General features: G+C 69.5%; 11 protein-coding genes. 4 read left to right on the forward strand and 7 right to left on the reverse strand.

Translation table 11 applies throughout. From position 1 onward, the window contains the following. Positions 1-11: 11 nt before the first annotated feature. The 4 genes from AC1C2U_RS12910 to AC1C2U_RS12925 all read right to left on the reverse strand — a co-directional run bounded on the left by AC1C2U_RS12910 (position 12) and on the right by AC1C2U_RS12925 (position 5,713). The gene (locus AC1C2U_RS12910; RefSeq protein WP_495362170.1) at positions 12-2,393 is read right to left on the reverse strand and encodes a beta-xylosidase/alpha-l-arabinosidase; all 2,382 of its coding nucleotides are present in this window, start codon (positions 2,391-2,393) and stop codon (positions 12-14) included. A 115-nt stretch (positions 2,394-2,508) separates the two neighbouring features. Next, complete coding sequence (locus AC1C2U_RS12915; protein ID WP_495362171.1) at positions 2,509-3,417, reverse strand: carbohydrate ABC transporter permease; 909 nt, start codon at positions 3,415-3,417, stop codon at positions 2,509-2,511. 2 nt (positions 3,418-3,419) lie between these two features. Next, positions 3,420-4,412 carry a carbohydrate ABC transporter permease gene (locus tag AC1C2U_RS12920; RefSeq protein WP_495362172.1) on the reverse strand — a complete coding sequence of 331 codons (993 nt, stop codon included), beginning with the start codon at positions 4,410-4,412 and terminating at the stop codon, positions 3,420-3,422. A gap of 2 nt (positions 4,413-4,414) precedes the next feature. Next, on the reverse strand, positions 4,415-5,713 hold the full coding sequence (locus tag AC1C2U_RS12925) for an ABC transporter substrate-binding protein (RefSeq protein WP_495362173.1): 1,299 nt from the start codon (positions 5,711-5,713) through the stop codon (positions 4,415-4,417). A 145-nt stretch (positions 5,714-5,858) separates the two neighbouring features. Between AC1C2U_RS12925 and AC1C2U_RS12930 the strand changes: the two genes are divergently transcribed. The 4 genes from AC1C2U_RS12930 (at position 5,859) to AC1C2U_RS12945 (ending at position 9,906) form a co-directional block, all read left to right on the forward strand. Further along, a complete protein-coding gene (locus AC1C2U_RS12930; protein WP_495362174.1) occupies positions 5,859-7,028 on the forward strand; it encodes an ROK family transcriptional regulator in 1,170 nt (389 codons plus the stop codon). A 339-nt stretch (positions 7,029-7,367) separates the two neighbouring features. After that, on the forward strand, positions 7,368-8,642 hold the full coding sequence (locus AC1C2U_RS12935) for a multidrug effflux MFS transporter (protein ID WP_495362175.1): 1,275 nt from the start codon (positions 7,368-7,370) through the stop codon (positions 8,640-8,642). A 147-nt stretch (positions 8,643-8,789) separates the two neighbouring features. Then, positions 8,790-9,473: a phosphatase PAP2 family protein gene (locus tag AC1C2U_RS12940; protein ID WP_495362176.1), complete on the forward strand. Its 684-nt coding sequence runs from the start codon at positions 8,790-8,792 to the stop codon at positions 9,471-9,473. Positions 9,474-9,606: 133 nt separating this feature from the next. Continuing rightward, positions 9,607-9,906, forward strand: a complete 300-nt coding sequence (locus tag AC1C2U_RS12945; RefSeq protein ID WP_495362177.1) for a hypothetical protein — start codon at positions 9,607-9,609, stop codon at positions 9,904-9,906. Here AC1C2U_RS12945 and AC1C2U_RS12950 read toward each other — a convergent pair. Genes AC1C2U_RS12950 through AC1C2U_RS12960 form a run of 3 tightly spaced genes read right to left on the reverse strand, consistent with a single transcriptional unit; the run spans position 9,834 to position 12,410 of the window. Next, positions 9,834-10,463 carry a response regulator gene (locus AC1C2U_RS12950; protein ID WP_495362178.1) on the reverse strand — a complete coding sequence of 210 codons (630 nt, stop codon included), beginning with the start codon at positions 10,461-10,463 and terminating at the stop codon, positions 9,834-9,836. The two genes, AC1C2U_RS12945 and AC1C2U_RS12950, sit on opposite strands and share 73 nt — an antisense overlap. Further along, positions 10,456-11,703: a sensor histidine kinase gene (locus AC1C2U_RS12955; RefSeq protein WP_495362179.1), complete on the reverse strand. Its 1,248-nt coding sequence runs from the start codon at positions 11,701-11,703 to the stop codon at positions 10,456-10,458. The genes AC1C2U_RS12950 and AC1C2U_RS12955 overlap by 8 nt, the downstream gene beginning before the upstream one ends. 2 nt (positions 11,704-11,705) lie before the next feature. After that, positions 11,706-12,410 carry an ABC transporter permease gene (locus AC1C2U_RS12960; protein ID WP_495362180.1) on the reverse strand — a complete coding sequence of 235 codons (705 nt, stop codon included), beginning with the start codon at positions 12,408-12,410 and terminating at the stop codon, positions 11,706-11,708. Positions 12,411-12,426: the final 16 nt, after the last annotated feature.

The raw sequence follows: 12,426 nt of genomic DNA on the forward strand, positions 1-12,426 counted from the left end.
ACCAATCACAATCAGTCGACGGATGCCCCGCGCTCGACCACGATCGTCGGGTGCAGCCGCCGCTCGTGGTCGACCGCCCGAATCTCGCCCACGAGTTGCACCGAGTGCGCGAACACGAGGTCGGAACTCGACCGACCAGCGCTCAACACGATCTCGCCCGGTTCGACTGCCCGTCGGCCGTCTCGGCCCGTGAATGAGGCGAGATCGGCGTGCACCGACATGCGCACTTCGGCAACCTCGCCGGGCTCGAGCTCGACGCGCGCGAAGCCGACCAGCCGCTGCACAGGGCGCACGACGGAGGCGACCGGGTCGTGCAGGTACAGCTGCACGATCTCGACGCCGCGGCGCTCGCCGGCGTTGCGCAATACGAGGCGTACCGAGACCTCACCGTCAGTGCCGATCTCGGCGAGGTCGCCCTCGAACGACAGCCAGTCGACCGTCGAATAGCCGAGCCCGTGCCCGAAGGCGAATGCCGCAGTGGGGTCGACGTTCGAGACGTCGCTGGCGCGTGCGAGGGGCGCGGCGAGGTACGTCGTCGGCTGGGAGCCGGGCGTGGCGGGCACGCTCACCGGCAGCCGGCCACTCGGCTCGACGCGGCCGCTCAGCACGCCCGCGATCGCCGCGGCGCCCGCTTCGCCGGCGAAGAACGCCTGCACGATCGCCGCGGCGTCGGTGACCGCGCTGCCGAGCGCATACGGCCGCCCGGTCAGCAGGGTCACGACCGTCGGCGTGCCCGACGCGAGCACCGCATCGAGCAACTGCTGCTGGGCGCCGGGCAGGGTCAGCGACTCCACGTCGCATCCCTCGCCACTCGTGCCGCGCCCGAAGAGGCCTGCCCGGTCGCCGAGCGCGAGCACCACGACATCGGCTGATGCCGCGAGCGCCGCGGCATCCGCGATCTCATCGGTCTCGCCGCCGTCGACGCTCGTGCCGCGCGCGTGCAGGATGTCGCTGCCGGGGAACTCGTCACGCAACGCCTCGAGCACCGTGGGAATCTCGATGCCGATGGCCACACCCGGATGCTGCGACACGACGTGCGCGGGGAAGGAGTAGCAGCCGAGCATCGCAGAGGGGTCGTCGGCGTTCGGGCCGATGACCGCGATCGTCGGGGCCGCCGCGAGCGGCAGGGTGCCGTCGTTGCGGAGCAGAACGACGGCCTGCTCGGCCAGCCGTGTCGCGAGCGCGCGGTTGCCGGGGGAGTCGAGGTCGACCGAGCCGCGCAGCGACTCCGGAGCTGAGAGGTCGAGGCCGGCGAGCGCCGAGGGAACCGGCGACCAGTCCTCGTCGAGCAACCCGAGCGCCGCCTTCTGACGCAGCACTCGCCGAAGTGCCGTGTCGACGATCGACTCGTCGACCACTCCCTGCTCGACCGCGCGCCGCAACGGCTCGCCGAAGGCCTTCACCGTCGGCAGCTCGACGTCGATGCCCGCCGCGAGTGCCGCGCCGGCGGCCTCGCCCCAAGTGCCGGCTGTGCCGTGCAGCAACTTCAGGAACGCCACCGCGAAGTAGTCGGCGACGACGGTGCCGTCGAAGCCCCACGTCTCGCGCAGCAAGCCGGTGAGCAGCGATCGGTCGGCCGCCGACGGCACGCCGTCGAGGTCGGTGTAAGCGTTCATCACGCTGCGGGCGCCGCCCTCGCGCACGGCCATCTCGAACGGCGGCAGCAGCACGTCGGCGAGCTCACGCGGCCCGACCGAGACCGGAGCGAGGTTGCGGCCGGCACGTGAAGCCGAGTAACCGACGAAGTGCTTGAGGGTCGCGACGACACCCGAAGACTCGAGGCCGCGCACATACGCGGATCCGACAGTGGCGACGAGATACGGGTCCTCGCCGATCGTCTCCTCGACCCGCCCCCACCGGGCGTCGCGCACGACGTCGAGCACCGGCGCGAGCCCCTGATGCACACCGACGGAACGCAGGTCATCTCCGATGCGGCGGGCCATCTGCTCCACCAGCTCGGGGTCGAACGAGGCGCCCCACGACAGCGGCACCGGGTACGCGGTCGCACCCCACGCGGCGAAGCCCGCGAGGCACTCCTCGTGCGCGAGCGCCGGAATGCCGAAACGGTTCGCGGCGACGATGCGCTCCTGCGTGCGCATGAGCGAGATCGCGCCGACCGCAGCGTCGACCGGCGCCGTGCCGAAGGGACGCGTGAGCTGGCCGAGACCCGCAGGCAGCAACTCGTCGAGGTCGACATCGTCGGTCAGGTCGTGCTGGTGCGGCGCGACGTCGCCGCCTTCGTCCGATGCGCCGACCCACACCCCGTAGAGCTGGGCGAGCTTCTCGTCGAGGGTCATCTCGCCGACGAGGTACGCCACGCGCTCCTCGATCGGCAGGGCAGGCTCGCGCCACGAGGCATCCGTCGCGGGCTGGGTGGTGTGTGCGGTGGTCATGCCGTTTGGCTCCCGTTGGGCGCCGACGACACGTCGTTCGGCGAGAGTGAAGAAGAAGTGAGCGGGCGGGTCGGGGTGGCCGACGGAGCATCCGTCGCCCGGTCATTGCCAGTCGTCATCCCTTCACCGCCCCGGTGAGGCCGCCGACGATGCGCTTCTCGGCGAACAGGAAGAACACGAGCGCCGGGATCATCGCGAGCGACGTGTAGGCGAGCACCGCGCCGGTGTCCTGCGAGTACTGCGTCGCGAACTGGGTCACGCCGAGCGGCAGCGGCCAGAGCTCTTGCGGCAGCGTGCCCGTGCTGATGACGAGCAGTGGCAGCAGATAGCCGTTCCAGCTTCCGACGAACGCGAGCACGCCGACGGTGACGAGCCCGGGCATCGACAGCGGCAGGAGGATGCGCCAGAAGAAGCCGACGCGCGTTGTGCCGTCGATGGCTGCGGCTTCTTCGAGCTCATCGGGGATGGCTCGGAGGAATGGCACGAGGATGATGATCGTCGTGGGCAGCGCGAACGCGATCGAGGGGATGATGACCCCGAGGAAGCTGCCGTGCAGGCCGAGGGTGCGCAGCAGCAACGTCAGTGGGAGCGCCGCGACGGTGAGCGGGAACATCAGCCCCGCGGCGAAGAGAAGGTAGAGCCCTTCACGGCCCCGGAAGGTGTACCGGGCGATGACGAACGCCGCCATCACGCCGACGATGACGACGCCTGCCGTGGTGCCGAACGCGAGGATCATGCTGGAGAGCACATTGCCCCAGAAGCGAGGCGAGCCGAGCACGAGGCTCCAGTTGTCGAAGATCCACGGGGCGGGAAAGCCCGCCGGATTCGCGTTGAGGTCGGCCGTCGTGCGGAAACCGCCGATGAACACGTAGAGCACTGGCCCGATCGCGACCGCCGCGACGACGAGCGCGACGAGGTAGACGAAAGGCTGACCCCAGTCGAAGCGCTGACGACCGCCAGGATCGCGTCGGGTGGCGATGCGGGAACCGCCCGCGGCGGTGGTGGCGGTGGAAGCGACCGACATGATCAGTTCGCTCCTCTCGTGATGGAGCCGGCGAGATCGCGGCGGAGGGCGAAACGCTGGTAGACGAGTGCGACGACCAGTGAGATGAGGAACAGGATGACGGCGACTGCGCTGCCGAACCCGGGTTGGCCGCCGAACTGGCCCTTCTCGACCATGTAGGTGGCCATCGTCGAGGTCGCATTGAGGGGGCCGCCGCGAGTGGTGACCCAGACCATGTCGAAGAGCTGCAATGCTCCGATGATCGACAGGAAGGCCCAGATCCGAATGGTCGGACCGAGCAGGGGGATGGTGATGTGCCGCTGGATCTGCCACCAGCTGGCGCCGTCGATCGCCGCGGCCTCGGCGAGCTCTTCGGGCACTCCCTGCAGGCCGGCGAGCATGAGCAGGATGGCGAAGCCGACGTACTTCCAGGTGAGGATCGCGAACATCGTCCACAGGGCGATGTTCGGATCAGCGAGCCAGTTCTGTTGGAGCGAGCCGAGGCCGACGGCCTCGAGCATGGTGTTCACTCCGCCCTGCGGCTGCAACAGCAGCTTCCAGGCGAGGCCGGCGATGACCTCGGCGAGCACGTAGGGCACGAAGATGAGCAGCCGCAGCGGGCCACGGCCGCGCAGCTTGCGGTTGAGGAGCAGCGCGATGCCGATCGCGAGCGGTCCCTGGATCACCAGCGACAGCCCGAGGATCAGGAAGTTGTTGCCGACGGAGCGGACGAATGCGGGGTCGCCGAGCGCTCGCGTGTAGTTGTCGAAGCCGACGAAGCGTTCGGGGTCGGCGAGGTCGTCCCACTGGAACGCCTGCGGCAGGTTGTAGAAGCTGTAGACGCCCGCGAGGAGCACGGGCAGGATCACGAAGCCGAGGAAGAGGATCAGGGCCGGGCCGACGAACAGCACGATCTCGACCCGCTTGCGCGTCTTGCCTGCCCGGGGGCGGGAGTGACGGGTGGGGGCCGGGCCCGCGGAAACCGCGGACCCGACCGATTCGATGACACTGGTCATGGTCAGAGCGTCGCCGCCGCGTCCTGCATCTTCTTCACGATGTCTTCGGAGGTACCGGCGCCGCCGAAGAGGTTCACGATGCCCTCGTTCATGGCGTTGCCGACAGTCGTGCCGAATGCGGTGTCGAACCAGATCTGCACGAACGACGATGCTGCGAGGCCTTCGGCCACGGCCTTCAGGTTCGGGTCCTCGAGCGATGCGACCGCGCTCGGCACGGTGGGGATGCCCGAGCCGCTTGCCGCGAAGCGCGCCTGCACGTCTTCGCTCATGATGTATTCGAGGAGCTCGGCGCACTCCGGCGGCGCCTCAGCCGCGCAGGCGAAGCCGTCGCCGCCGCCGAGCGAGGCGGTCGGGTCGCCGGCCGCGCCGTCGATGCCGGGGAACGGGAACCATCCGAGGAAGGCCGGCACCTCCCCATCGGCCGTCAGGCTGCCGATCTGGCCGGCGTTCCAGTGGCCCATGAGTTCCATCGCAGTCTGGCCGTTCGCCATGAGGCCGGCCGAGCTGCCGGCGCCGGTCTGGGCGGGGGTGCCGAGGAAGCCCTCTTGGAACGGCTCGATGCCGAGGAACGCCTGGAGCTGCTCGCCCGCCTCGACCCAGCAGTCGTCGCTGAAGTCGAGCTCGGTCTCTGATGCCTGCAGCACCTCGGGGGAGCACGAGTGCAGCGCGAACTGGTACCACCAGTGCGCGGCCGGCCACTTGTCACCTGCGCCGACCGCGATCGGGGTGATGCCCGCCTCGCGCAGCTTGCCCGCCGCGTCGACGAGGTCGTCGAGTGTCGTCGGCGTCTCGTCGATGCCGGCCTGCTCGAAGAGGTCGGTGTTGTACCAGAAGCCCTCGATGCCGAAGGTGAACGGGATGCCGTAGGTCTTGCCGTCGACCTGCCAGGGGTTGACGGTGGCCCCCACGCTTTCGACGGTGTCGGGGATGGCCTCGTCGAGCGGCATGAGGTAGTCGTTGGAGACCTGATCGCGCAGCTCGCCACCGGGCCAGACCTGGAAGAGGTCGGGCGGGTCGCCGGCGGCGAGGGCGTTCGGGATCAAAGTGCGCTGGAGCTCTTCGTTCTGGTAGCCGGTCTGCTCGACGGTGACCCCGGGATGGGCCTCCTCGAACTCAGCGGCGACCTCCTTCCAGACCGCGGGCAGCGGACCGGCTGTGGCGTTGTGCCACCACGTGAGGGTGACGTCACCGTCACCGCCGCCGCCGTCGTCGCCGCCCGCGGAACAGGCAGTGAGCGAGGCGACGGCGAGGCCCGCTGCTGCTGCGAGCGTGACGAGCCGTGTAGTGCTGCGTCTGTTCATCATTGAACCTCTCGAAAGTTTCGACGACTGCGTCGAAAGTGATCTGGACGCCTTGAATATACGCGGCAATCGGATATGCCGTCAACCGCAACAAATCCGGCGCGCCGAACGGGAGCGAATCCGAGGCTCCCCTTAGAGTTATCGCGTGGCAGAACGAGACGGCACTCTTGATGGTGTTCACCGCCGTAACCTCTCGAAACTCCTGGGACTCGTGCACCTCGAAGGGCCGCTCTCACGGGCCCGGCTGACGGCGCTGACCGGGCTGAACCGCTCGACAGTCGCGACGCTCGCCGCCGAGCTCGTCGACCTCGGTCTCGCCGTCGAGCGCGCTCCCGACCCGACCAACAGGGTGGGCCGTCCCTCGCCGGTCATCGCGGCCGACCCGAGGGTGCTCGCCCTCGCGCTGAACCCCGAGGTCGACGCGGTGACCGTCGCCGCCGTCGGACTCGACGGTGCGGTGCAGGTGCGCGAGCGGCTCGAGGTCGACCATCTCGTCGGGCCCGATGAGGTCGCGGCGATCGCGGCCGAGACGCTCGAGCGTTGGCGGGCGGGCGCACTGCGTTCCGCGCGCGTCGTCGCCGTCGGGCTCGCCGTGCCCGGCCTCGTTCGGGCCTCCGATGGCATGGTGCGTCTTGCGCCGCACCTGGGCTGGGCGGATGCCCCGATCCGCACGCTCGTCGAGCAGGCGACGGGCTTGCCCGTCACCGCCGGCAATGACGCGAGTCTCGGCGCGATCGCCGAGCACCTTTTCGGCGCCGGCCGCGACGTCGACGATCTCGTGTACCTGAACGGCGGCGCGAGCGGCATCGGCGGCGGCATCGTGCTCGACGGACGGCTGGTGGGCGGCGCCGGCGGCTACGCGGGCGAATTCGGGCAGAACCGGCCGGGCATCGCCGACTCGGCCGACCGGCGTGCTGCGGGCGGAGTGCTCGAAGACGAGGTGAGTCGTGCACGGCTGCTCGAGGTGGTCGGGCTCGTGAGTGCCGACGAACCGACGCTCGCGGCGGCCCTTGCGGGGTCCGATCAGGCAGAGGTCGCGGGTGAACTCGCCCGTCAGCGGCGCATCCTCGCGACTGCGCTCGTGAATGCGGTGAATGCCCTGAACCCCTCGCTCGTGGTGCTCGGCGGCTTTCTCGCCACCGTGGCCGGCAGCGACCCGGGCGCGCTCGAGGCCGAGGTCGTCGAGCAGGCGATGCCAGCCGCGACCGAGCAGCTCGCGATCCGTGTCGCCGCCCTCGGCGAGGATCGTCTCATGATCGGTGCGGCTGAGGCCGCCTTCTCCGCACTGCTCGCGGACCCGCTGGCCCACGGCTGACCCCGCCCCCGCCTCCTCCACATTCAGCCCACCACCCACCACCCACCGACCCGCTCCTTGCAGCAATTCAGGAGTGCACGCGGCGCGTCGCCGCGACACGCCGGGCCTGACCGGCGCGACACACCTCCGCTCCTGAATTGCTGCAAGGGGGAGCTGTTGAGGCATTGCGTCGGGTGCCGCATGAACGGGTACACTGGACTCAGTCGAATCGATTCGAGGCGGTGCCGGCCGCCCCGAATCCCACGCATGACGGTGCCCGAGGCGCCGTCGTCCGTCATCTCTGGCGCCCGAGGGCGCGCGCCGTCTTCCGTTCACGCTCGAGCACGCACAGGAACACGTATGTCCTCAACCTCCTCCATTCCCATCATCAGACCCGACGATTACAACCGTCCTGCGCACCCGGGCGAGCGCCTCACCGGCCGCCAGCGACTCGTCTACGTGCTCGTGCTCGGCGCGCTCACCGCGCTCGGACCGTTCACGATCGACCTCTACCTCCCGGCCTTCCCGGTGCTGCAAGACGAACTCGGCGTCTCCGCCGCGGCCGTGCAGCTCACGCTGACCGGCACCATGGTCGGGTTCGGCCTCGGCCAGCTCATCGTCGGCCCGTGGAGCGACAAGGTCGGTCGCCGGTTACCGCTCATCCTCGCCACGGCGTTGCACATCGCGGCATCCGTCGCGGTTGTCTTCGCGCCCGACATCGTCTGGCTCTCGGTCTTCCGCCTGCTGCAGGGCTTCGGCGCCGCAGCCGGCGGTGTCGTGGCGATGGCCATGGTGCGCGACCTCTTCGGCGGCAAGCCGCTCGTGCGCATGCTCTCGCGCCTCGCGCTCGTGAACGGACTTGCGCCGGTGATCGCGCCGGTCATCGGCTCCCAGCTGCTGCAGGTCATGGACTGGCGCGGCATCTTCGTGGTGCTCGCGATCTACGGTGCCGCCGTCGTCGCCGCGGTCGGGTTCTTCATCGTCGAGACGCTGCCCCCATCGCGCCGTCACGTCGCGGGCCACTCGACGCTGCGTGACCGGTACGCCGTGCTCTTCCGCGACCGCGTCTACCTGGGTGCGGCGCTGATCGGTGGCATGACCTTCACCGGGCTGTTCGGTTATCTCTCGACCTCGTCGTTCCTGTTCCAAGAGGTCTACGCGTTCAACGCGCAGGAGTACGGCCTGCTCTTCGCCGTCAACTCGGTCGGCGTGATCATCGGCGTGCAGACGAGCTCCCGCCTCATGCGGGGGCCGGTGCAGCCGCAGTGGATCCTCGCCGCCGCCACGATCGTGCACCTCGCGATGGCGATCACGATCATGGTGCTCGACAGTTCGGGGTCGGGGTTCTGGGGCACGGCGATCCCGCTGTGGTTCTACATCCTCGCGTGCGGGTTCTCCTTCCCGGCCGTGCAGGTGCTCGCCCTCGCGCACCACGGAGCGGAGGCCGGCACCGCGGCGTCGCTGCTCGGAGCGTTGAACTTCGGCCTGGCGGGCGTCATCTCGCCGCTCATCGGCCTCCTGGGCGTCGGCAGCGCCGTGCCGATGGCGTTCGTGATGACGCTCGCTGCCGTCGTGGCGATCGCCGCGCTCTGGGGGCTCGTGCGCCCGAAGACGGTGCCGCCGCTCGGCGATTGACGGACTTCGGATGCCTCGTGGCCGGCCACGAGACATCCGCTCGCCGTGCCCTGCGCGCCGCCTCGCCGTGTGCCTACCTGGCAGGGCGGGCTGACACGGCAGGGCGGGATGACGCGGATGCTGCGGCCCCGCCGCTAGCGTGGGGGGATGACTGACGAGGCCGTCGAGAAGTCCAGGGCGAAGCGGGTCGCTCGTCGCGTTCCGCTCATCGCGGGCGGTGCCGCGCTGCTCATCGCCGCACTCCTCGGGCTGCTGCTCACGGCCCGCTCGGGCGCGCTGCAGTTCACCATCGATGAGGAGTGGGCCGAGGAGGTTCTGAGCCTCCGCGGCCCGGTCGGCGACTGGATCGCATACGGCATGAACGCCCTCGGCGGCGGCGTCATCGGCGTCTTCGTCGTGCCGATCGGCGCTGCGCTGCTGCTGTTGCTCGTGCGGCGTCCGTGGGCGGCGCTGTTCTTCATCGTCGCGTCGGCGGCGAGCGCCGGCGTCGTGCAGTTGCTGAAGCACCTGTTCGGCAGGGCCAGGCCCGAAGACATGATCGTCTCGTCGGACTTCGGTTCATTCCCCTCAGGGCATGTCGCGAACGCCGCGACGATCGCGGTCGTCATGGGCATCATCGTGCCGCGAGTCTGGGTGTGGGTGCTCGGCGCGGTCTACACCGTGCTGATGGCGCTGAGCCGTACCTATCTCGGCGCGCACTGGGTGACCGACACCATCGGGGGAGCGCTCGCCGGTGCCGGGGTGGCGCTGCTGCTCTGGGCCGCTCTCGCCTACCCGCTCGAGCGCGAGCGCATCGCGTGGGGCGAGCGGCGCACGCGTGCGGCAGGGTGACGTTCACCGCGTTCTGACGCGTCGCGCTGACGATTCCGGGCGTCGAGAGTGCGCTTCGTGTCGGCACTCGGCGCTCAGCGCTCAGAGCGACTTCACGCCCTCGAACGGCGACGAGTTGCAGTCGGAGTACCTCGTGCCGCGCGCTGACGCGGTGGGCACTCTCGAGGCGGTGCGCGCGCTCGCCACGCGAATCGCGCCGCTCGTGCAGGCGTGCGAGATCCGCACGGTCGCGGCTGACTCCCTCTGGCTGAGCGGGGCGTCCGGCACGGGTGCGGTGGGCATCCACTTCATCTGGCGACCGGTCGAGGCTGAGGTGCTGGCCCTCCTGCCGATCATCGAGGCGGCGCTCAAGCCGACGCGTCAGGTGAGCAGGCCGCGCTGGAATCCGGTCGCGACCGCGGCGGCGCGATCGTTGACGCCGAGCTTGGTGTAGACGTGCAGCACGTGCGTCTTCACCGTCGCTTCGCTGATGAACAGGCGATTCGCGGCCTCTCGGTTGGTCATCCCGGCAGCGATCAGTCGGAGCACCTCGAGTTCTCGTTCGCTCAGCGGCGACTCCGGTGCCCGCACGCGGCCCATCAACCGAGTAGCCACCGAGGGCGACAGAACCGCCTCGCCGCGTGCGGCCGACTGGACGGCGCGCAGGAGGTCGTCGCTCGGAGCATCCTTCAGCAGGTACCCGGTGGCGCCCGCCTCGATCGCGGGCAGCACATCGCTGTCGGTGTCGTACGTGGTGAGCACGAGCACGCGTGCTGCGAGGCCGAGCTCACCGATTCGGCGGATGGCGCTGACGCCGTCCATGCGCGGCATGCGCAAGTCCATCAGGATCACATCGGGCTCGAGGGTGCGAGCGAGTTCGACGGCCTGCGCGCCGTCGGACGCCTCGGCGAGGACTTCGAATCTGTGATCGCCGGTGAACGTGCCACGAAGGCCGTCCCTGACGATGGGGTGGTCGTCGGCGATCAGTAGTCGAATGGGGCGCTCAATCACCGGGGTTCTCCTCTGAACTGGCTGGAACCCTCGGCAGGGCCGGGATGCTGGCCGAGATCGCGGTGCCGGCACCGGGCTCGGACTCGATCTCGACGGTGCCCGCGAGGCGATTCGCACGCTGGTGCATCGATGTCAGGCCGTAGCCTCCGCCGTCGCTGGCGCGCACCGGTTCGAAGCCGCCGCCGTCATCGCGTACGTCGAGTGTGATCAGGTCGTCCATGTACGACAGGGTGAGCCCGACGCGGTTCGCGCCGGCGTGCTTGGCGACGTTCGACAGCGCCTCCTGCGCGATCCGGAGCAGGGTCACCTCGACCTCGGGATGGAGCGGGCGCGCGGTGCCCGTGGTCGAGACCTCGACCCGCACTCCGTTGAGATCGGCCCAGTCGGCGGCGACGGTCGAGATGGCCTCCGGCAGGTCCGCCGACTCCAGGTACCCCGGTGCGATCGCTGCGACCGATCGGCGCGCCTCGTCGAGGCTCTCCCTGGCCAGCCGCGTGGCGTTGTCGACGTGGCCGCGCCACACCCCGGGCGCGCCCGATTCGCTGGCCCGGACGGCTGCCTGGAGCTGCGTGACGATGCCCGCGAGACCCTGGGCGAGGGTGTCGTGGATCTCCCGTGCCATCCGCTGCCGCTCGTCGAGAGTGCCGGCTTCATGGGCCTGCGCCAAGAGCTGGGCGTGCAACCCGGCATTCTCCTGGATCGACTCCTCGAGCTGGGCCACCATGCGCTTCCGCTCGGCGCTGCGTTCGTTCGTGACATCGCCCAGGAAGCTGAACACCCCCACGAGCGCCACGATCGCGGCGATGAAGAACAGGTAGGTCAGGATGGCCGGTGGTGTCGGTTCCGGGAATCCGCCCATATAGGCTGTGATGCTGATCGCCGCGGTGACGGTCACCCCGACGAAGCGCCAGTTGCCGCGCAGGTAGTGCCAGGAGTGCAGGTACCCGGTGAACGCGAAGAAGCTCGCGAACCACGTGTCCTGGAGGCTGAGCAGCGCGATCAGCACGATGAGTCCGATGACGTACGTCGGCCCGGGGGTGCGGCGGACGCTCATCACCCACATCCATGTTGCTGCCGCGACGGCGAGACCGAGTGCGGCGAAACGGTCGCCCCAGTCCTGCGGTCCGGTGAGCACCGAGAGGGTCGTCGAGATCAGGAGCAACACATAGGGCACCGCGGCGATGAGCCGCTCGAGCTGCCGTTCGTGCCGCTCGAGCTGCTCGGGCGTCGCTGCCGTCATGATCACTCCCAGCGGAAGAACTTCGCCGCCGCGAGGCTGACGACGACTGCGTACACGGCCATGACGCCCATCAGCAGCGGATCGGGAGCGCCCCCGTTCCAGACGTCTTGGAGCGACTGCCGGAACGCACCCAACGGGGTGAACTCCCCGATCTTCACCACGATAGCGGGCATCTGCCCGACGGGCTGCATCAACCCCGCGAGGAAGGCCATCGGGAAGTAGAGCAGCACCCCGATGCCGTTCGCCGCGCGGCCGCTCGGTGCGAGAGCGGCGATGAGCAGCCCGATTGCGAAGACGGATGCCGTGCCCAGCAGGAACACGACGCCGAAGCCGAGCACGCTCGCCGGAAGTTGCACGCCCAGCACGGTTCCCGCGACGGCGAGCAGCACCCCGCAACTGACGAGCGTCAGCATGAACTGCAGCAGCAACTGCACGACCAATAGGCTCCCCGGGCGCACCGGTGTGGTCGCGAGCCGGCGCAGGATGCCCTTCTCCCGATAGCTCGCGAGTGCGGTCGGCATGAGGTACAGGCCGACGAGGCCGATGGAGATGGCCAGTGTCATGGGCAGCAGCACGGTGTCGCCGGGCCCGGTCGAGCTGCCGAAGACGATGAGGATGAACACGGGGATGAGGAAGCTGAACATCGAACCCGGATCGCGCACGAGCAGCTTCGTCTCGACGACGGTGAGTTTGGCGGTGGCAGTCATTCGGGGGGCTCCTGGT

The organism is Agromyces sp. Y575 (assembly GCF_059445445.1).